Origin of the sequence: Aquisalinus flavus, assembly GCF_014640095.1 — a bacterium.
Taxonomy (GTDB): domain Bacteria; phylum Pseudomonadota; class Alphaproteobacteria; order Caulobacterales; family Parvularculaceae; genus Aquisalinus; species Aquisalinus flavus.
This window is the reverse complement of sequence record NZ_BMGH01000001.1, coordinates 1,922,114-1,939,900: the sequence shown is the minus strand read 5'-3', so window position 1 is coordinate 1,939,900 and position 17,787 is coordinate 1,922,114. Positions and strand designations below refer to the sequence as shown.

The following is a 17,787-nucleotide window of genomic DNA, read 5'->3' as shown; positions in this document are numbered from 1 at the left end:
CGACAATCCATGACGTGACACAACCGCAGGTGCGGTGGCGCTTGCGTCTCGCGCGTGTTCATGGTATGTTCTTATTGCTGGCTGTTTCTACATCGTGATCTTTCGCTCGTGTCCCCGTCGGGGCAGGCGAGACCGGTTGAGGAGACAGTGGATGGTTGGGGACAGGACAGAGGGGGCTGTCGGGCTGCGTGGCCTGGCGCCTGTGAAGGATAGCGCTTGCAGGGCCGCCGCAGGCATTGTGACTGCGCGGCACGGCGAGACGTCCGGTCGTGTCTTGCTGAACGAGGAGGGCTGGAACGCGGCCTGTGCTGCGGCGGCACAGGAAATTGCCGCTCGCGCCTATGACATGACCCTCGACCAGATGCTGGCCAGGAATCGCTGCCGCGCCTGGATTGCCGAAGGGCGTCAGGTCGCCATGTATCTGACCCATGTGATCGGGCAAGTGCCGCTCAGCGAGACGGGTCCGCATTTCGGGCGCGACCGGACCACTGTCGCCCATGCCTGCGCCCGCATCGAGGACAAGCGCGACGAGGACTATTTCGATAACGGCCTGATGCGGCTCGAAGCGCTGATGATGAAGCGTGTCGGCGAGTTGAAGATGCAGCGCCTGCTGACGCTCGAGGCAGCGCGCGCGGCAGGTAATCGCGACCACGAGATTACCATCGAGAAGCCGCTGATCATCCGCACGGCAAAGGGCCGGTTCTATACCTTTCAGCCCGTAGGGGAACAGCCGATGGAGGCCCAGCCGCTCGAAACCCGTCAGCCAGCGGACGAAGGATAATCCAGTACGGACATGTCGATCAGGTCAGCGCGTCGAACGCTTCGGCATAGAGCACTTTCGTCGCCAGCGTGTCGGCGGCGCCGTCTTCGAGCTCGAGGATCTGGAAATAATCCTTCGGATAGGGCGTCTCGAACCGCGCGGCCCTGGCGACGGAAAACCCGAAACGGCCATAATAGGCCGGATCGCCAAGCACGAAGATCGCGCGCCAGCCATTGGAAACGGCGCGATTGATCGCCTCGCGCACCATCTGGGCACCGAGCCCGCCCTTGCGCTGACTTTCCGCCACGGCAATGGGGCCGAGGCCGAGACAATCGGCGGGAGAGCGCATCTGCGACATCAGGCAATAGCCGTCGACCGCGCCATCGCTTTCATGGACGATGGAGACGGGGTCATAACCGCCGCGATTGATTGCCTCGACGAGAGAGGCCTCGGCCGTCGTTTCGAATGACTGCGCCAGCAGGGTGATGATCGCGGCCTGGTCTTCCATCCGCGCGGGTCGCAAAGGCATGCTGCTATCCCCCTTTACTCCAGTTTCTCTATCCGTCCTGCCGCGCGGCTGCGGCCCTGATCCGCGCGATCATCGCCGTGAGCCCGTTGGAGCGCTGCGGCGTGATGTGATCCTGCAGATCGATTGTGCCAAGCGCCGCCGGCGCGTCGATGGCCAGCACGTCGCTTGCGCTCTTGCCATTATACAACCCATGCAACAGGGCGATAAGCCCCTTCACGATATGGGCATCGCTGTCGCCGCGAAAGGTGATCCGGTCCGGCTCGGTCTCGTCAAACACCAGCCAGACCTGGCTTGCGCAGCCGCGCACCTTGTTGGCATCGCTGTGCTCGGCCTCGCTCAACGGCTCGAGCGTGCGCCCGAGGTCGATGATGTATTTGTAGCGCTCCTCCCAATCGTCGAGAAAAGCGATATCGTCGGCTATGGTCTGAAAATCGGTCATCTGTCTCAATATAGGGGCCGCTAAACAAAAAGGCCGCCAGCATGGCGGCCTTGATACAGGACCGGGCGGGCGGCGTGAACCCGCCACGCAGGTCCTAATCGTCGGCTTCGCCCGCGCCGGCGACCCAGCCAAGGCAGCCGGAGACATCGTTGAGGCCATGTTCGCCGATGCAGAAAGCTTCTTCATAGGCGGTTCGGGTCGCGGCGATGCACTGGTCGAAATTCAGCATCGCCATGTTCAGGCACCGGCGCGACTGGTCGGACTTGGCATAGCCATCGACGACAGGATCCGTGACCTCGCCAACGGAATATCGAACCGCCAGCACGAGGACGCGGTCGATGATCGGCGTTGCGCGCGGGTTGATCTGCGGCACGGCCTCTTCGTTGGACCAGGTCGCCTGCCATTCCCGATCCGTCGTCTGGGCGAGGGCGGGAAGCTGCACGCCGGCCGAAACATAGGCCGGCAGCACCGGCGTACCGGCACGCTCGCGGGTCGCTGCATAATCGCGGGCCTCGTAGACGCGGCTCATGCCTTCGCTGAGTTTCTTCTTGGCCCAGGCAGCATTCTGCATGGAATAGGCGCGGTCGATGAAGCTCTGGCCGAGGGAATTGATCTTTGTGGCGTCCCGGGCCGCCATCATCATGACCGCCTCGATCGCCTTGTCTGCGCCCGGCAATTCGCGGATCGAGCGCGGCTCCATGCGCATGCGGGCGAGGAAGGCAGTCTTGGCTTCAGGCGTGGCAACGCTTTCCTGGATGGCCTTCGCGAATTCCGGGGTATCGGCCGCAACGAGAGCCGCATAGGCAACCCAGCCGGAAGACAGCGCATCGGGGTCATGGGAGGCGAGGCGCATATGGGCGTCGCGCATGGCAGACTCGCTGTCGATCGTGGAGCCTTCGATCAGCCCCAGATCGCCGCGGAACTCGACATATTTGATGGCACTTTTTTCAAGCGGGGTGGAGAGCGTCGCTGCGGAGACCGGCTGGGCGTAGGCCGCACCGATGGAACAGGCCATCGTCACCATCACGGTCATGATAAACTGCTTCTGCGGGCACGGTTTTTGGGGGGTCGTCACTGCAAATACTGACTTCAGAAATCCTGCCCGGGATACCATTAACCTGCTCCTTGAACTCTACAAAACTTCCCGTTCAACCCCACGGGACTATGGGTAACATATTTCAGCAAAAAAGAATCGCCGAAATGCCGCCTGTCCAAAAATTTAACATTTAACCCGCTGAGAATTGCTTATCCAATCCCGTAAAATTCGCCAGATACCACTATTGGAGCGGATTCTGGCAAATCGGGGCGATGTTTAGGAAGCGTTAAGATTCGGCGTTCAATGGTTAACCCGATGATCAATACGCTGCGTTCAATCCTGACCGGGTCTTGCCAAGCCGACAGTCTGTGGACTGGCGACAGCGACGACATGATCGCGCTGCATCATCCCGATGGCCGGTTCAGCCGGATTTCTGATTCCGCGCGTCTGGTCACCGGCCATGCGCCCGATGCGCTGTCCGGCAAGCCATTGAGCGCGATTATCGCGCCGGATGATCGCGGGGCTGCGTTCAATGCGCTGGCGAAGGCCTGCTATCGCGGCGGCAAGGCCCGGGCGGAATTCCGCATCCTGAAGGCTGACGGCTCGATCGGCTGGGCCGAGATGGCCGTCTCCGCCGACGGCAAGGGCCGGGTGCGCTCCATCATCCGCGATATCGGCGAGCGCCATGCCATGGCGGTGGCCGATGCCGCGGCGCTTGAACAGGCCGAGGAACAGGCGACGGCCCACACCACCTATCTTGCCGATCTCAGCCACGAAATCCGCACGCCCCTGAACGCCGTCATCGGCTTCGCCGAAATGATGAAGCACGAGACATTCGGCCCGCTTGGCCACCAGAAATACGAGGAATATGCGGGGCTCATTCACAAGAGCGGCCAGCATCTCCTGTCGCTCGTCTCCGACCTGCTCGACCTGTCGAAGCTGGAGGCCGAGCGCTATCAGCTGGAGCCGCAGCCGACCGACATCGCCGGGCTGGTCAGCGATTGCGTGGAAATGACGCGCCTCGGTGCCGAGGAGGCGGGGCTCACACTGACCGCCGATCTCGATGCCCTGCCGGACGACGTGCTGGTCGACCAGAAAGTGCTGCGCCAGATCGTGCTGAATCTGATCTCCAATGCCGTCAAGTTCACCCGCGATGGCGGCATCGAGGTGCGCCTGCGTCATGATCGCGAGAGCATGTGGATTTCCGTCATCGATACCGGCATCGGCATGAATACCGACCAGCTCTCCAATATCGGCAAGCGCTTCACCAAGGCCCAGCGCGATGGCGTGCGCGGCGCCAAGGGCACCGGTCTCGGCCTTGCGCTGTGCGATGCCCTGGCGCGTCTGCATGAGGGCGAGCTGCGCCTTGCCAGCCGCGAGGGCGAGGGGACGCGTGCTGTCCTGTGCCTGCCGCTCGTTGCCGCTGGCGAACAGACAGAGGAAGATGATGACAGCGACACAGCCTCGGTGCTCGACCGGCTTGGCCGCGCCATTGTCAGCGAGGCCCCCGATCGGGAGCGCGGCGTCGCCTGAGGCATTGCCTAATCGCTGCCGGCTTCCTATACGTTCTCCATGATCCGTATAAAGACCGCCATTTTTGTCGATGCCTGGCGCCGCCGCTGCCAGCAGGGCGGGGCCTTCGCCACGGTACTGCGCCGGGGCGATGGCGATGCCGGCATGGTCGCGGTGCGCGTCTATCAGCGCGGCGAGCCGATGCGGGTATGGATGGAAACCCGCGATATCAATGGCGAGCGCGCCTGGCGTGACCTGACACGGGGCGGGGCGAGCGAACAGGAAGCCGACAGGCTTCTGGAGCGCGAGGTCAGCTTCGATCCCGACCTGTGGATCGTCGAGGTCGAGGACCGCGAAGGCCGGCCCTTCCTGCAGGAGAAGCTGCTTGATGACGGTGAGATGTAAGAGAGTCTGATGGCGGCGATAGCGTTTCCCGGTGAAGTGGAAACCGGTTCACCGTCAGGAAACGCGGAAAACAAGGAGTCTGGGTCGTTTCAGCGTTTCCACAGAATGCTGAAACGATCTAGCGGCGACCGAAAGACTTGCCCGTGTTATTGGTCGCCGGTGCCGGTGCCGGTGCCGGCGTCGGCGCGGCGTCGTTGTTATTGGCAGGCGGATAGCTGAGGGTAAAGTCGTCATCATACGACACTTCCTTCAGTGCCGAGACCCGCACCTGCCAGAAGCGCATGACCCTGTCGGCCGATTCGCGCGGTATCTTCTCGTACAGCCCCATGATCCTCAGCGCACTGTGCTTGTCGTCCTCGCGCTTGTGCATCGAATTGACGATCTTCGAAAAAGCGCTGCGCGAGATGCGCGAGGCGCGGCAGGCGATTGCCAGTGATTCCCATGTCGCGTCGTTGAGGATACGCAGGATCGTCGTCGTGTCGACATCCAGCATGTGAGTCAGGCCAAGGGTGAACTGCAAACTGTGGCCGGTTGCGAGCAGTTCCTCGAGAAAGGCCTCGTTCATCTTGCGCTCGCGGATCCGTCTCTGCACGGCGGTGCGCGCTTCAAGGATGGCGTCGCGCGCTTCTGTCGAACTTTCCCCGATCAGGCGCTGGCCGTTGAGCTTGACCGAATGGGCGATCAGCGGTGCCAGCTTGCCCTGGCCCCTGGCGACGGCCTCGCGGGTGATCGACAGCCGGATGAAACGGAACATTTCATCCAGCAATGCTTTTGGCAGGGTGAAGCGATGCTCGGGTAAATGAATCTTTCCCGCGGGCGCCAGCGCATCGGGCCCGAAATGGGACCGCGTCTTGTCACGGACCATGTCGACGAGATCGGGCAATGTCTGGGTCGCCGACCGGCGCAGGATCTGCCCGAGCATGGAGGGCGGTGCGACGATCAGCGCGTGGATCATTTCCTTCGACAGCCCGGCTTTGGCCAGCGTCGCGATCATCAGCTTGCGGGTATGGCTGTCCATCTGCCGCGCGGTGTTGGAATAGAGCAGGTCGAAGAATTCCATCTCGCGGATGCCGTAACGGTCCGGGGCGGCGAGAAGACGATCCGTGCACAGGCGCATCAGCTCACGCCGCTCTGCACTTTCCCCGTCCCGGGGGAAGTCGATAAGCTGTTCGAGCGGGGTCTTCCGTGCGGGCATGGGCGTTTTCTCTCAGGCCTGCACGCTAACCGGACACCCTTAAAGAAAGCGCTAACACACGGGTAAAATTGCCGCGAAATGCAGTCTTAACATAGGATAAGATCGATGGGCCAAAGCCACGCAGATCGACGCAGATACGCTGCCCCGAGGCCCCCGGAGGCGATCACTTGTTCTGCGTTCACATGATCTCATTTGAACGCAGTTTGATCTAGTTGCGGCCGAAGATCCACCAGCCGCGCCGCTTGCGGGGCTGCTCGTCCTGACGGTCATCGTCGCGCGAGCGGATGGGTTCCGGATCATTATAGGCGCGCCCGACGACCTGCTGCGAGCCGCCATCGTCAGGATATCTGTTATCGGCAAAGCTCTGCTGGCCGCCATAGGCGAGTGCGGCCATGTCCGCCTGCAGAGTGCCGTAGAACTGGGCAAGGCGCAGGTCATTGCTGTCATGGCGCAACCGGTCGGCGCCGGGCAGGGCAAGGCGCGGCTTGCCTTCATGGGCGGCGATCATGAAATTCTTCCAGATCGTCGCCGGAATGCCGCCGCCGGTCACTTTCTGCATCGGGTCATTGTCATCATTGCCGACCCAGACGCCGGTGACGAGCTGGCCGGTATAGCCGACGAACCAGGCATCGCGCCAGTCATTGGTGGTGCCGGTCTTGCCGGCGGACTGGCGCGAGCCGAGATTGGCGCGCGACCCGGTGCCGTTGACCATCACCTGGTGCAGCAAATAGTTCATCTGCTCGGCGCGCTCGGCGTCGAACACCTGGCGCTGCTGGGCCGGCTGGCGCTCATACAATACTTCGCCGCGGCGGTTCTCGATGCGGGTGATCGCATAGGGGCTCGCCGTCAATCCGCCCCGCGCGAAGGGGATATAGGCGGCTGTGAGTTCATCAAGGGTGACGTTTGCCGCACCGAGCGCGATCGAGGGCAGCGGCTGAAGCGTGTGATGAATGCCCATCGCGCGGGCGGTCTCGACAACGCGCTCGCGCCCGATCGCCTCGCTCGCCTGCACTGCCACCGTGTTGATGGAGCGGGCGAGCGCCGTCGTCATCGGCATCGCTCCGGCATAATCGCCGGAATAGTTCTGCGGCGACCAGCCATCGACGGTCACAGGCTCGTCGACGAAGACGGTGCGCGCACTCATGCCGCTTTGCAGGGCGGCGAGGTATACGAAGGGTTTGAAGGTCGAGCCTGGCTGGCGCAATGCCTGTGTTGCCCGGTTGAACTGGCTTTCCTCATAGGACAGCCCGCCGATCATGGTACGGATCGCGCCGTCGGTGTCATAGGCGATGAGCGCAGCCTGTTCGGCGCCCAGCGCCCTGATATCGTCGGTCATGGCGGCGCTGATCACGCGCTGGCCCTGGCGCTGCATGGCGAGGTCGATGGTTGTGGTTACGACGATGTCGGTGTCGACCGTGCCGCCGAGCAAGGCCTCCGACTGTGCCATGACATAGTCGAAGAAATAGCCGACATCGGGGTTGTTATCGATGACGATCAGCTCTGGCGGTGTCGCCTTGGCGATCTCGGCTTCTTCCTTGGTGATCTTTTTCGTCTCGACCAGATTGTCGATCACTTCTGCCGAACGGGTCGTCGCGCCGCCGAAATTAGTGGTTGGGGCCAGCGCCGACGGCGCCTTGGGCAAGCCGGCCAGCAGCGCCGCTTCCGACAGGGTCAGCTCGCGCGCCGATTTGGAAAAATACAGTTGCGATGCCGCCTCGATGCCGAATGTGCCGGCGCCGAGATAAGTGCGGTTCAGGTAAAGTGACAGGATCTCGTCCTTGGTCAGCCGCGCCTCCAGCCAGAAGGCGAGGTTCAACTCCTGCAGCTTGCGGTCCAGCGTCTTCTCGTTGGTCAGGAACAGGTTGCGGGCGAGCTGCTGCGTGACGGTCGAGGCGCCCTCGGCCAGCCTGCCGCGGCGGATATTGGTGACGATGGCGCGCATGAACCCCTTGGCGTCGAAACCGAAATGGTCATAGAAGCGCCGGTCCTCGGTCGACAGGAAGGCCGAGATCACATAGGGCGGCAGTTCCTCGACCGGGATCGGATCGCCATAATAGCTCCCGCGCGTGCCGATGACGTCGCCCTCGCTGTCGAGAAAGGTGATACTGGCCGGGCGGTTGATCGCCCACAGATCGACATCCTCAGGCGGGGTATAGGCGCGGGTCAGGTGAAACAGGCCAAAGCCCGCGACCAGCATGCCAGCGAAAGCCAGCGACGCAAGATGCAGGCCCGCGCTTGTCCAGGTCTTGCGCTGCTTCAGGCGGCGGCCGATGGGCGCGGCGGCGGGCTTCACCGCCTGGCCGAACACCCAGCCGAGCGTTAGCACCCCCGCCCACAGATCGAGCGCGATACCGCCCGCCTGTTGCAGCAGCTTGCCTTCATTCTTTGTCTTTTTCTTCTTGCTCACCCGGATCGCCCTGGCTTTTCCCGCTTTGCAGCATGGTCTATCATGAACCGGGCCGCTTTCTGCGAAAAAGCGGGTAAAATTATGGCAATGAAGCTGCGGGCGTGTTTATCGCAGCGGAGAGCGATGCGTATCACGCTGACAGACCGATACTGGGAGACCAAGACCCTGGGCGAAATGACCGCCGAGGAATGGGAAGCCCTGTGCGATGGCTGCGGCAAATGCTGCCTGATGTTGCTCGAAGATGAAGACACCGGCGATGTGTGGGAGACGGATGTCGCCTGCAAGCTGTTCGACCAGGGCTGCCGTGCCTGTTCCGACTATGCCAACCGCCAGAAACACGTGCCCGGCTGTGTCCAGCTGTCGGCGGACAATATCGAGGAATTGCGCTGGATGCCGAAATCCTGCGCCTATCGGCGGCTGGCCGAGGGGCGGGGCCTCGCCGACTGGCATCCGCTTGTCTCCGGCGAGCAGGAAAGCGTGGCCCGGGCCGGCAAGGCGGTGCGCCTGCCTCTTGCCCGCGAGCAGGAGGTCGATCTGCTTGACCTTGAGGACCACGTCGTCACGCGCAGGCTGAAGGGCAGTGACCTGAAATGAGCAAGCCGGTCTTTCGCGACGCGGTCGCCGCCGACATCGCCGCAATTCTCGCGCTGAGCGACGCCGGACGCCCGGCCGGGGCGGCGCCGGTCACATCCGATGCCGGCGACCCGGCCTATGCCGCTGCGCTCAACCGCATCGCCGCCGACCCGAATAACCGCCTGATCGTGATGGAGCGGGGTGGCGAGATCGTCGGTACGCTGCAGATCACCCTCATTCCCGGCCTGACAAGATGCGGGCTGACCCGCGGCCTGCTGGAGAATATCCATGTCCGGCCCGATTGCCGCGGGCAGGGGCTCGGCTCGGCGCTTGTCGGCTGGGCGATCGGCCAGTGCCGCGACGCGGGCTGCGGCCTGATCCAGCTGACCTCCGACAAGCGCCGCCCTGACGCGCACCGCTTCTACGGCAGTCTCGGCTTCGAAGCGACCCATGAGGGCTTCAAGCTGGTTTTGTAAGGCCGCTTCCACGCCTGAAAACAATTTTCCGATACTTATCCCCGCGTTCCGCAGCGCGCCTATTCTTGCGCCTGTCGAAACAGCCAGCGCCGCGACGGGGCAGGCGGAAACAAGCGGCGGATAAGCCATCACCATACGGAGAAATGATGCCGGAGGATATCCGAAGCAAGCCGACCGTCCTGTCCCGTCTCGAGCTGCTGGAAGAAAAGCTGGACGATACGGTGGTCGATTTCTGCGCCGACCGGGAGGGGGAGGACCTTGCCCGCAATGAGCGCACGGCCAGAACGCTCGCGGCGCTGCTGCGCGAATGCGAGAGGATGGAAGCGATGAAGAAGAAATATGACGGATCAGAGTCAGGCGGACATGATGACGACGAATCTGAAGCCCTGGAAGCCCTCACCCTCGAACTTAAGCGTAAGATCATTCGATCACGCAACGGAGGAAGAGATCGAACAGTGGCTGAGGAGTCAAACGGCGGCGAAACGGAAGAATCTGCCTCATGACTGGCATTTCTGGGCGCGTAAAGATCAGAAGGAACCCCGGTCCACGGACTGGTTCACCTGGCTGGTGCTGGGTGGGCGCGGGGCGGGCAAGACACGCACCGGCGCGGAATGGGTGCGGGCGCTGGCTGAAACGGGCGCGGCCTGCCGCATAGCGCTTGTGGGGGAGACCTACAGTGATGTGCGCGAAGTGATGATCGACGGCGAATCCGGGCTGATCGCCATCGCGCCTGATAAGCTGCGGCCTGGCTATGAAGCCTCGCGCCGCCGCCTCGTCTGGCCCAATGGCGCCAGCGCCCAGTGCTTCTCGGCGGAAGACCCGGAGGGTCTGCGCGGCTATCAGTTCGATGCAGCGTGGTCTGATGAATTGTGCAAGTGGCGCTATGCCGACACGGCGTGGAGCAATCTCCAGCTCGGCCTGCGCCTCGGCGAACGGCCCCGCCAGGTGGTTACGACCACACCGCGCCCGACGGCGCTGATCAAGCGGCTGATGGCCGCCAATGGCACCCACCTGACCCGCACGTCGACCTGGGCGAATGAAGCGAACCTCGCCGAGACTTTCCTGAGCGAGATCACCGCCGTCTATCGGGACACCCCGCTCGGGCGGCAGGAGCTGTATGGCGAACTGGTCGAGGACACGGCTGGCGCCCTGTGGCGCTGGTCGATGATCGAGGCCTGTCATGTCGACCTTGCGCCGGACATGGACCGGCTGGTCATCGCCATCGACCCGCCGGCGAGCGCCGGGGCGGAGGCGGATGAATGCGGCATCGTCGTTGCCGGCCGCTGCGGCGAGATCGCCTATGTCCTCGAAGACCTGTCCGCACGCGGGCTGTCGCCGCTGGACTGGGCGCGCAGGGCGGTTGCCGCCTTTCACCGCCACGGGGCCGATCGCATTGTTGCCGAAGTCAATCAGGGCGGCGACATGGTCGAGGCGATCCTGCGCCAGGTCGACCCGGCCGTGCCGGTGCGGGCGGTGCGGGCCAGCCGGGCCAAGCGCGTGCGGGCAGAGCCGGTCGCGGCCCTCTATGAACGCGGGATGGTGCGCCATGTCGGTGCGCTGGCAAAGCTGGAAGACCAGCTCGTCTCGTGGACCGGCGAGGGGGCAAGCCCCGACCGCCTCGATGCGCTCGTCTGGGCACTGACTGATTTGATGCTGGGTGCCAGGGCACCCGATCCGACCATTCGAACCGTCTAGGAGACTTCTCTGATGCCAACCCTTCTCTCCGGCCTTCGCACCGTCTTCGACCGGCCCGCCCCTGAAACCCTGGCGCAGCCGGACGAGACCAAGCACAGCGCCACGCGCCAGGTCATCGCCTTGCAGACGCCGGCAGGGCCGGTCTGGACGCCGCGCGATTATGCAGCGCTCGCGCGCAACGGCTTCATGCGCAATGTCATCGCCTATCGCTGCATCCGGCTGGTGGCCGAGGCTGCCGCCTCGATCCCCTTCGCCGTTACCTGTAAGGGCGAGGCGATGGCCGAGCATGATCATCTGCGCCTGTTGAAAGCACCGAACCCGGACCAGTCAGGCACGGCGCTGATGGAGGATGTCTATGGCTACCTCCAGACCGCCGGCAATGCCTATGTCGAGGCGGTGCGGCTCGACGGGACCCTGCGCGAGCTTTACGCCCTGCGTCCGGACCGGATGAAGGTGCGCGCGGGCCGCGATGGCTGGCCCGGCGGCTATGACTACGAGGCTGGCGGGCGGCGCACCGGCTTCCGGCGCGACGGCGACGGCTTCATGCCGGTGCTGCATCTGAAGCTGTTTCATCCGCTTAATGACCATTACGGCCTTGCCCCGCTGGAGGCCGCCGGCAATGCCGTCGACATCCACAACGCTGCCTGTTCGTGGAACAAGGCGCTTCTTGATAACGCGGCCCGGCCATCCGGCGCGCTGATCTACAATGGCCCCGCGGATGCGGCGAACCTGACCGCCGACCAGTTCGAGCGGTTGAAATCGGAACTGCAGGAGACCTATCAGGGCCAGACCAATGCCGGGCGCCCCATGGTGCTCGATGGCGGGCTCGACTGGAAGCCCATGTCCCATTCTCCGGCGGAGCTTGATTTCATCGAAGCCAAACACTCCGCCGCGCGCGACGTGGCGCTCGCCTTCGGCGTACCGCCGCAGCTACTCGGCATTCCCGGCGATAACACCTACGCGAATTATCGCGAGGCCAATCTCGCCTTCTGGCGCCAGACGGTGCTGCCGCTGGCAGGCCGCGCCGCCAGCGCCCTGTCCGGCGAACGCTCAGCCCGGCTCGACAGGATCATGCAGACAGATTGCCTGACCGACAGGGAAAAGCGCTTGGCGCTTGGCTTCCCGGCAAATCCCGAAACGGAGAGCGACGATGAGTGAGATGAAACTCCCCGCGACGGAGCTGAGATTTTCCCTCGCCCTTGGCACCGGCATGCTGATCCAGGCGGCGGTCGCGCTGATCTGGGCGGGTGCGGCGGGCGAGCGGCTTAACCAGCTGGAGCGCCGCGCCGATACGACGGCGCAGATCATCGAGCGCACGGCGCGCCTGGAAGAGCAGATCTATTACCTGCGCTCGACCCTCGACCGGATCGACACGCGGCTGCAGCAGATCACCGAAGAAGAATAGGGCGACCCTCATGAGACTGATGAATGACAGCGCGGGGATTTCCCGCGACAGGAGGGGCGTGGCCGTCATCGAGGGCTATGCCTCGATCTTCGGCGAGCGCGACCTCAATGGCGATATCGTCAAAAGAGGCGCCTTTGCCGAAAAACTTATCCCCGGGCGGCTGCCAGCGGTGAAGATGCTTTACCAGCACGCGGCGGATCAGCCGATCGGCCGCTGGCTGGAGATGAAGGAAACGGCAAGGGGGCTTTATGTCCGTGGTGAGATCATTCTGGACAGTCCGCGTGCTCGCGAGGTGGCGACGCTTGTCGCCGGCGGCGCGCTTGACGGCCTGTCCATCGGCTTCCGTACCCGGGCGGCGCGCAAGATCGCCGGCGGGCGGGAGTTGATCCGGCTCGACCTGTGGGAGGTCTCGGTCGTCACCTTCCCGATGGCACCGGGCGCGCGGATCACCCGGCTGTTTTCGCCGGATGCAGATACGGCCCCGGCTACAGCAACGGCGATCCGCGAAGCAACACGTCAGTTCACGTCATAAGGAGACAATGAGATATGACACTGGAAACCAAGCAACTGGAAACGAAAGCGGGCGGCGATACGCCGGAAGTGCGCGCGGCCATGCACGACTTCCTCAACGCCTTCGAGGACTTCAAGAGCGCCAATGACGAGCGCCTGTCGGAGCTCGAGGGCAAGTCGCGCGAGGACGTCGTCCTGAGCGAGAAGGTCGCGCGCATCAACGCTGCCCTCGACGAGCAGAAATCGGCCATCGACCGGCTGCTGCTCGACCGCCAGCGGTCCTCGCGCGGCGGCGCAGAGCCCGCCCGGCCGGACGAGCGCAAGCACGCTTTCGAGCGCTATGTCCGCACCGGCGATGCCTCACGCATGCTGGAGGAAAAGGCGCTCTCCGTCGGCTCCGACCCGGATGGCGGTTATCTTGCGCCGGACGAGACCGAGCGGCTGATCAATGCGGCGGTCAGGGACATCTCTCCGATCCGCCAGATCGCGACCGTGCGCCAGATCGGCGCCAGCTCCTATCGCAAGCCGGTCTCGACCACCGGCATGGCGGCGGGCTGGGTCGGCGAGACCGGCGACCGTACACAGACGGCCACCTCGACCCTCGCCGCCGTCGACTTCCCGACCATGGAGCTCTACGCCATGCCGGCGACGACGCAGGCCCTGCTCGATGATTCAATCGTCGATCTGGAACGCTGGATCGCCGACGAGGTTCAGACCGAATTCGCCGCCCAGGAAGGCGCCGCCTTCGTCGCCGGTGACGGCACCAACAAGCCGCGCGGCTTCCTCGACTATGACAAGGTCGCCGAGGGCAGCTGGGCCTGGAACAAGATCGGCTATATCGCCACCGGCGCCGATGGCGCCTTCGGTACCAATCCGATGGATGCGCTGATCGACCTGATCTATGCGCCCAAACAGGCCTTCCGCGCCAATGGCCGCTTCGTTATGAACCGCTCCGTTGTCGGACAGCTGCGCAAGTTCAGGGATGGTGACGGCAACTATCTCTGGCAGCCATCGGTCCAGGCCGGCGCCCCGGCGACGCTGATGGGCTATCCGGTGACCGAGGCCGAGGAGATGGAGGACGTCGCCAGCGATTCCTTCTCGATCGCCTTCGGTGATTTCGCCCGCGGCTATCTCATCGTCGACCGTGTCGGCATCCGCGTGCTGCGCGATCCGTTCTCGGCCAAGCCCTATGTGCTGTTCTACACGACCAAGCGCGTCGGCGGCGGCGTCCAGCATTTCGATGCGATCAAGCTGCTGAAATTCGGCACGGCGTAAGACTTTCCTCCCGACGGCCCCGCGAGCCGATTGCCTGCTCGCGGGGCCCTTTCAAGACTTTCCCTGAGGATCCCATGTCCCTGACCCTGATCACCGCCCCTGTGGGCGAACCCCTGACGCTGGCTGAAATAAAATTCTTCCTCCGCGTCGCTCACGATACGGATGACAGCCTGATCACTGATCTTGCCGAGGCCGCCCGTGGCCAGGTCGAGGCGGTGACGGGCTTGGCCCTGATGACGCAGGGCTGGCGCCTCACGCTTGACCGCTGGCCGACAGAGCCTGTCACCCTGCTGCGCCCGCCGGTGCAGTCGGTGACCAGCGTTAGCGTTCAGGGCACGGACGGCATCTGGACCGAGCTCGACGAGGGCGATTATGCGCTCATCCCCGGCTATCCGGCGCGGGTGCTGCTGAAGGCGCCGCCGCCATCCCCTGGTATTGCCGCCGGCGGTATCCGCATCGATTTCACCGCCGGCTTCGGCGATGCCGATGCCGTGCCGGGCACACTGAAACAGGCCATGCGTCTGCTCACGGCGCATTATCATGAACATCGAACGCCAGCCTCCGAGCGGCGGGTGACGACCCTGCCGAACTCGGTCGGGGCGCTGCTCGCGCCCTGGCGGGAGGTGCGGCTGTGATCGGGACCCTGACAGAACAGGTCACGCTGCTCACCCGCCAGCGCACGCCCGATGGCGGCGGCGGCGCGGCGATCTCGTGGACAGAAGGCGACAGACTGCCAGCCCAGGTGGAGAGCCTGTCCTCGCGCCGCGACACGACGGCTGAGCGCGATATCGGCCTCATGCGCCTGCGCATCACCCTGCGCCACCGCGCCGATATCGGCCATGGCACGCGGCTCGCCCATGATGGCAGGACATTCCGCATTACCTCACTCCAGCGCACCGGCAAGGCGCGGGAGTGGCTGCAGCTAGATGCCGAGGAGGTGCGCCCATGAGCGAGACGTTCACCGAGGCCAGCTGGCCGCTCCAGCAGGCGGTTTATGTCCGGCTCACCGCCGATGCCGGCGTCAAGGCACTGCTCGGCGATCCGGCGCGGGTTCATGACGGTGTCCCGGAAGAGACGATCTTTCCCTATCTCACCCTCGGCGCGGCCCGCACCCGCGACTGGCCCGGCGTCGATGGCGGGCAGGAGCATGATCTGCGCCTCACCGCCTGGTCGCGCCATGGCGGGCGCGGCGAGGTCAAGCAGGTCATCGCCGCCGTTCACGCCGCCCTCCATGACGCGTCGATGAGCGTCAGCGGCTTCCATCTCGTCAGCATACGCTATGTCTTCGGCGACACCTGGCGGCTGGCCGACAATGAAACATGGCAGGGCGTGATGCGCTTTCGTGCCGTAACCCACCCAGTTTAGGAGAACTCCATGACCGCCCAGAAGGGAAAAGACATCCTGTTGAAGATCGGCGATGGCGCCGCAAGTGAGAGCTTCGCCACCGTGGCCGGGCTGCGCACCAAGACCCTGTCGCTCAACGCCCGCGCCATCGATATCACCAATGCATCCTCCGATGGCTGGCGTGAATTGCTGGCCGGCGCAGGCGTGAAACAGGCCAGCATCGCCGGGGCCGGTGTCTTCCTCGACGATGAAGCGGCGGCGCAGATCCGCGCCGTCTTCTTCGCCGGCACGGTGCGCACCTGGCAGGTCGTGCTGCCGCATTTCGGCATCATCGAAGGCGCGTTCCTCCTTACCAATCTCGATTATGCCGGTGACCATGCCCGCGAGATGACGATGTCCATGGCGCTTGAGTCGGCGGGCACGCTCACCTTTACGGAGACTGCATGATGACCAGCGGCATGAACAGATATCGCGGCGATGTGCCGCTGGAGATCGACGGCGAGGTCCACACCTTGCGCCTGACCCTCGGTGCCCTGGCACAGATCGAGACCGCGCTCGGTACGGACGATCTCGCCGGGCTGACGGCGCGGCTCGCCAACCCGTCCGCTCGCGACCTGCTGGTCATCCTGTCGGCGCTGCTCGGCGGTGGCGGGCACGACCTGCCGGTCGACACGTTGAAATCGAAGACGTTCGACCTGAAGGCGGCAACGGCCACTATCGCGCGGGCCTTCGCCCTGGCGCTTGGTGCGGGGGAGGGCGCGGACGATGGAGAGAGGCCGGGAAAGCCCCAATTCCAGAACACTGGCGCAGCTGGTGCCGGGCCGGGCTCGGCCTGATGCGCCTGGCGCCCGACCAGTTCTGGGCCATGAGCCTCGCCGAATGGCAGCTGCTGTCAGGCGGTGGTGCTGGTGGCGGAGCGCTGACCCGCGAGAGCTTCGACCAGTTGCGAACACTTTATCCGGATGAGGATCAATCATGAAAGTGAGCATAGACACAGAAGAGGCGAGCGAGACCATGCGGGCCATGGCCGGCGATCTGGAGCGCACCATGCGCGAGGATATCGTGCCCCTCGCCGCGGTAATGGAGGAGAGCTTTGCCAGCGCCTCGCGCTCCATCGCCGACGAGATGGAAAAGGCGGCCCGCTCGGGTACGCTGTCGTTCAAATCGATGGTGCAGGAAGTGCTGGCCGACCTCGCCGGACTTGCCGCTGACACGGTGATCCGCCAGCCGCTCGAAGCCGCGCTGGGGCAGATCTTTTCAGGGTTCGGCGGAGGGAGGGCAGGCGGCGGGTTCGTCGCGCCGGGCAATGCCTTCCTGGTGGGGGAGAACGGGCCGGAGATGTTCGTGCCGCCGCAGTCCGGCCGCATCGCGCCGCTCTCCGGCGGGGCAGGGAACGTCACCGTCAATCTGCACATGCCGCAAACCGGCGACGCGGAAAGCTATCGGCGCTCCGCCCCCCAGATCGCCGCTGGCCTTCAACGCGCGCTCGCCCGCGCCAACCGGAATGGTTAGACCCGCCGCGTCTCTGTCTTTGCCGCTTTCGCGCCGGCGCCATAGATCAGCTGCTCGACCACATGCATGCCGCCATCGGCGATCGTTTTCATCGCCATGAACAGCACGATGCCGAGCCCGGCATAGACACCGCCGAGCATGATGATCAGATGCATCGGGACAATGCGCAGATAGGGCATGAACATCATCGAGCCGATATTCAGCTTCACGTCTTCCGCCTTGCCGCCGCTGATCAGCGAGGCGATGTGCGAGACGAGGAAGACGATGACCGCCAGGCCAATGCCGGCATTGCCGAGGTCTTCGCCATACTGCACCAGCAGGAAGACGCCATAGACGATGTGGAAGAAGCCATAGTGAAAGGCGAAGAAGATCGCGACACTGATCTTGGTGCCCTGCGTCGGCTCGACGCTGCGCCCGTTCATGGTGAAGTTCTCGGTCGAGAAATCCTTCAGCGCCAGCAGGCGGAAGAAGTGCACGACGCCGATGATGATGCTTTGCAGCCAGTAGACCCAGAGCACTTCGCCCAGCGGCCAGCCCTGGATTTTGGCCAGGCCGATGATGAAGAGATTGCCGAGCACAACGAACCACAACCCGGTATCGCCGGTCAGCGAATAACCCTTCGGGTCAAGCCCGGCCGGCCGCGTTGCGTCGTATGGATCCTGTCTGCTCATCGTCACTCCCCCGAGTTGTTTGTCTCACTTTAGGCCGGTCCGG

General features: G+C 64.1%; 24 protein-coding genes. 18 read left to right on the top strand and 6 right to left on the bottom strand.

Annotation, left to right across the window (positions count from 1 at the left end):
- The first annotated feature begins 238 nt into the window (after positions 1-238).
- Positions 239-781 (top strand): helix-turn-helix domain-containing protein, encoded by a 543-nt coding sequence (locus IEV88_RS08970; protein WP_206711223.1) that lies wholly within the window; start codon positions 239-241, stop codon positions 779-781.
- Between the two features lie 19 nt (positions 782-800).
- On the opposite strand, the gene IEV88_RS08965 is transcribed toward IEV88_RS08970, so the two are convergent.
- From IEV88_RS08965 to IEV88_RS08955, 3 genes are all read right to left on the bottom strand, one after another.
- Entirely contained in the window at positions 801-1,289 is a 489-nt protein-coding gene (locus tag IEV88_RS08965; RefSeq protein WP_188158771.1) for a GNAT family N-acetyltransferase, read from the bottom strand.
- 28 nt (positions 1,290-1,317) lie between these two features.
- Positions 1,318-1,728 carry a SufE family protein gene (locus IEV88_RS08960; protein WP_188158772.1) on the bottom strand — a complete coding sequence of 137 codons (411 nt, stop codon included), beginning with the start codon at positions 1,726-1,728 and terminating at the stop codon, positions 1,318-1,320.
- A gap of 94 nt (positions 1,729-1,822) precedes the next feature.
- Positions 1,823-2,761: a hypothetical protein gene (locus tag IEV88_RS08955; protein WP_188158773.1), complete on the bottom strand. Its 939-nt coding sequence runs from the start codon at positions 2,759-2,761 to the stop codon at positions 1,823-1,825.
- A 318-nt stretch (positions 2,762-3,079) separates the two neighbouring features.
- Here IEV88_RS08955 and IEV88_RS08950 point away from each other — a divergent pair, with 318 nt between their 5' ends.
- Positions 3,080-4,297: a PAS domain-containing sensor histidine kinase gene (locus tag IEV88_RS08950; RefSeq protein WP_188158774.1), complete on the top strand. Its 1,218-nt coding sequence runs from the start codon at positions 3,080-3,082 to the stop codon at positions 4,295-4,297.
- A gap of 39 nt (positions 4,298-4,336) precedes the next feature.
- Positions 4,337-4,681: a DUF1491 family protein gene (locus tag IEV88_RS08945; RefSeq protein ID WP_188158775.1), complete on the top strand. Its 345-nt coding sequence runs from the start codon at positions 4,337-4,339 to the stop codon at positions 4,679-4,681.
- 118 nt (positions 4,682-4,799) lie between these two features.
- Here the strand turns inward: IEV88_RS08945 and IEV88_RS08940 are convergent, their stop codons facing one another.
- Both IEV88_RS08940 and IEV88_RS08935 read right to left on the bottom strand, forming a co-directional pair.
- Positions 4,800-5,876 carry a DUF2336 domain-containing protein gene (locus IEV88_RS08940; protein WP_188158776.1) on the bottom strand — a complete coding sequence of 359 codons (1,077 nt, stop codon included), beginning with the start codon at positions 5,874-5,876 and terminating at the stop codon, positions 4,800-4,802.
- A gap of 208 nt (positions 5,877-6,084) precedes the next feature.
- Positions 6,085-8,283, bottom strand: a complete 2,199-nt coding sequence (locus IEV88_RS08935; protein ID WP_188158777.1) for a transglycosylase domain-containing protein — start codon at positions 8,281-8,283, stop codon at positions 6,085-6,087.
- Positions 8,284-8,406: 123 nt separating this feature from the next.
- Here IEV88_RS08935 and IEV88_RS08930 point away from each other — a divergent pair, with 123 nt between their 5' ends.
- The 15 genes from IEV88_RS08930 to IEV88_RS08865 all read left to right on the top strand — a co-directional run bounded on the left by IEV88_RS08930 (position 8,407) and on the right by IEV88_RS08865 (position 17,073).
- Positions 8,407-8,877: a YcgN family cysteine cluster protein gene (locus IEV88_RS08930; RefSeq protein ID WP_188158778.1), complete on the top strand. Its 471-nt coding sequence runs from the start codon at positions 8,407-8,409 to the stop codon at positions 8,875-8,877.
- Positions 8,874-9,332, top strand: coding sequence for a GNAT family N-acetyltransferase (locus tag IEV88_RS08925; protein WP_188158779.1), 459 nt, complete (start codon positions 8,874-8,876; stop codon positions 9,330-9,332). The genes IEV88_RS08930 and IEV88_RS08925 overlap by 4 nt, the downstream gene beginning before the upstream one ends.
- Positions 9,333-9,478: 146 nt before the next feature.
- Positions 9,479-9,835 (top strand): hypothetical protein, encoded by a 357-nt coding sequence (locus IEV88_RS15255; RefSeq protein WP_229731443.1) that lies wholly within the window; start codon positions 9,479-9,481, stop codon positions 9,833-9,835.
- A gap of 64 nt (positions 9,836-9,899) precedes the next feature.
- The gene (locus IEV88_RS08920) at positions 9,900-11,027 is read left to right on the top strand and encodes a DNA-packaging protein (RefSeq protein ID WP_229731442.1); all 1,128 of its coding nucleotides are present in this window, start codon (positions 9,900-9,902) and stop codon (positions 11,025-11,027) included.
- A gap of 12 nt (positions 11,028-11,039) precedes the next feature.
- Positions 11,040-12,185: a phage portal protein gene (locus IEV88_RS08915; protein ID WP_188158780.1), complete on the top strand. Its 1,146-nt coding sequence runs from the start codon at positions 11,040-11,042 to the stop codon at positions 12,183-12,185.
- Positions 12,178-12,432 (top strand): hypothetical protein, encoded by a 255-nt coding sequence (locus IEV88_RS08910; protein ID WP_188158781.1) that lies wholly within the window; start codon positions 12,178-12,180, stop codon positions 12,430-12,432. The genes IEV88_RS08915 and IEV88_RS08910 overlap by 8 nt, the downstream gene beginning before the upstream one ends.
- A 10-nt stretch (positions 12,433-12,442) precedes the next feature.
- Complete coding sequence (locus IEV88_RS08905; RefSeq protein WP_229731441.1) at positions 12,443-12,964, top strand: HK97 family phage prohead protease; 522 nt, start codon at positions 12,443-12,445, stop codon at positions 12,962-12,964.
- A gap of 14 nt (positions 12,965-12,978) precedes the next feature.
- Positions 12,979-14,217, top strand: a complete 1,239-nt coding sequence (locus tag IEV88_RS08900) for a phage major capsid protein (protein WP_188158782.1) — start codon at positions 12,979-12,981, stop codon at positions 14,215-14,217.
- Between the two features lie 74 nt (positions 14,218-14,291).
- Positions 14,292-14,852, top strand: a complete 561-nt coding sequence (locus tag IEV88_RS08895; protein ID WP_188158783.1) for a head-tail connector protein — start codon at positions 14,292-14,294, stop codon at positions 14,850-14,852.
- Entirely contained in the window at positions 14,849-15,166 is a 318-nt protein-coding gene (locus tag IEV88_RS08890; protein WP_188158784.1) for a head-tail adaptor protein, read from the top strand. The genes IEV88_RS08895 and IEV88_RS08890 overlap by 4 nt, the downstream gene beginning before the upstream one ends.
- Entirely contained in the window at positions 15,163-15,582 is a 420-nt protein-coding gene (locus IEV88_RS08885) for a DUF3168 domain-containing protein (RefSeq protein ID WP_188158785.1), read from the top strand. The genes IEV88_RS08890 and IEV88_RS08885 overlap by 4 nt, the downstream gene beginning before the upstream one ends.
- Positions 15,583-15,591: 9 nt before the next feature.
- Complete coding sequence (locus IEV88_RS08880) at positions 15,592-16,008, top strand: phage major tail protein, TP901-1 family (RefSeq protein WP_188158786.1); 417 nt, start codon at positions 15,592-15,594, stop codon at positions 16,006-16,008.
- Positions 16,005-16,397, top strand: coding sequence for a gene transfer agent family protein (locus IEV88_RS08875; protein ID WP_206711225.1), 393 nt, complete (start codon positions 16,005-16,007; stop codon positions 16,395-16,397). Before IEV88_RS08880 ends, IEV88_RS08875 begins: the two co-directional genes overlap by 4 nt.
- Positions 16,397-16,540, top strand: a complete 144-nt coding sequence (locus IEV88_RS08870; protein ID WP_188158787.1) for a phage tail assembly chaperone — start codon at positions 16,397-16,399, stop codon at positions 16,538-16,540. The genes IEV88_RS08875 and IEV88_RS08870 overlap by 1 nt, the downstream gene beginning before the upstream one ends.
- Positions 16,537-17,073 carry a phage tail tape measure C-terminal domain-containing protein gene (locus tag IEV88_RS08865; protein ID WP_188158788.1) on the top strand — a complete coding sequence of 179 codons (537 nt, stop codon included), beginning with the start codon at positions 16,537-16,539 and terminating at the stop codon, positions 17,071-17,073. The genes IEV88_RS08870 and IEV88_RS08865 overlap by 4 nt, the downstream gene beginning before the upstream one ends.
- Here the strand turns inward: IEV88_RS08865 and IEV88_RS08860 are convergent.
- A complete protein-coding gene (locus IEV88_RS08860; protein ID WP_188158789.1) occupies positions 17,070-17,744 on the bottom strand; it encodes a DUF6498-containing protein in 675 nt (224 codons plus the stop codon). The genes IEV88_RS08865 and IEV88_RS08860 overlap by 4 nt on opposite strands.
- Between the last annotated feature and the right edge of the window lie 43 nt (positions 17,745-17,787).

What these genes read in the sequence shown, in the direction of transcription:
- IEV88_RS08965 (WP_188158771.1), bottom strand. Translation starts at nt 1,289, where the DNA reads ATGCCTTTGCGACCCGCGCGGATGGAAGACCAGGCCGCGATCATCACC.
- IEV88_RS08960 (WP_188158772.1), bottom strand. Translation starts at nt 1,728, where the DNA reads ATGACCGATTTTCAGACCATAGCCGACGATATCGCTTTTCTCGACGAT.
- IEV88_RS08955 (WP_188158773.1), bottom strand. Translation starts at nt 2,761, where the DNA reads ATGACCGTGATGGTGACGATGGCCTGTTCCATCGGTGCGGCCTACGCC.
- IEV88_RS08950 (WP_188158774.1), top strand. Translation starts at nt 3,080, where the DNA reads ATGATCAATACGCTGCGTTCAATCCTGACCGGGTCTTGCCAAGCCGAC.
- IEV88_RS08945 (WP_188158775.1), top strand. Translation starts at nt 4,337, where the DNA reads ATGATCCGTATAAAGACCGCCATTTTTGTCGATGCCTGGCGCCGCCGC.
- IEV88_RS08940 (WP_188158776.1), bottom strand. Translation starts at nt 5,876, where the DNA reads ATGCCCGCACGGAAGACCCCGCTCGAACAGCTTATCGACTTCCCCCGG.
- IEV88_RS08930 (WP_188158778.1), top strand. Translation starts at nt 8,407, where the DNA reads ATGCGTATCACGCTGACAGACCGATACTGGGAGACCAAGACCCTGGGC.
- IEV88_RS08925 (WP_188158779.1), top strand. Translation starts at nt 8,874, where the DNA reads ATGAGCAAGCCGGTCTTTCGCGACGCGGTCGCCGCCGACATCGCCGCA.
- IEV88_RS15255 (WP_229731443.1), top strand. Translation starts at nt 9,479, where the DNA reads ATGCCGGAGGATATCCGAAGCAAGCCGACCGTCCTGTCCCGTCTCGAG.
- IEV88_RS08915 (WP_188158780.1), top strand. Translation starts at nt 11,040, where the DNA reads ATGCCAACCCTTCTCTCCGGCCTTCGCACCGTCTTCGACCGGCCCGCC.
- IEV88_RS08910 (WP_188158781.1), top strand. Translation starts at nt 12,178, where the DNA reads ATGAGTGAGATGAAACTCCCCGCGACGGAGCTGAGATTTTCCCTCGCC.
- IEV88_RS08905 (WP_229731441.1), top strand. Translation starts at nt 12,443, where the DNA reads ATGAGACTGATGAATGACAGCGCGGGGATTTCCCGCGACAGGAGGGGC.
- IEV88_RS08900 (WP_188158782.1), top strand. Translation starts at nt 12,979, where the DNA reads ATGACACTGGAAACCAAGCAACTGGAAACGAAAGCGGGCGGCGATACG.
- IEV88_RS08895 (WP_188158783.1), top strand. Translation starts at nt 14,292, where the DNA reads ATGTCCCTGACCCTGATCACCGCCCCTGTGGGCGAACCCCTGACGCTG.
- IEV88_RS08885 (WP_188158785.1), top strand. Translation starts at nt 15,163, where the DNA reads ATGAGCGAGACGTTCACCGAGGCCAGCTGGCCGCTCCAGCAGGCGGTT.
- IEV88_RS08880 (WP_188158786.1), top strand. Translation starts at nt 15,592, where the DNA reads ATGACCGCCCAGAAGGGAAAAGACATCCTGTTGAAGATCGGCGATGGC.
- IEV88_RS08875 (WP_206711225.1), top strand. Translation starts at nt 16,005, where the DNA reads ATGATGACCAGCGGCATGAACAGATATCGCGGCGATGTGCCGCTGGAG.
- IEV88_RS08870 (WP_188158787.1), top strand. Translation starts at nt 16,397, where the DNA reads ATGCGCCTGGCGCCCGACCAGTTCTGGGCCATGAGCCTCGCCGAATGG.
- IEV88_RS08865 (WP_188158788.1), top strand. Translation starts at nt 16,537, where the DNA reads ATGAAAGTGAGCATAGACACAGAAGAGGCGAGCGAGACCATGCGGGCC.
- IEV88_RS08860 (WP_188158789.1), bottom strand. Translation starts at nt 17,744, where the DNA reads ATGAGCAGACAGGATCCATACGACGCAACGCGGCCGGCCGGGCTTGAC.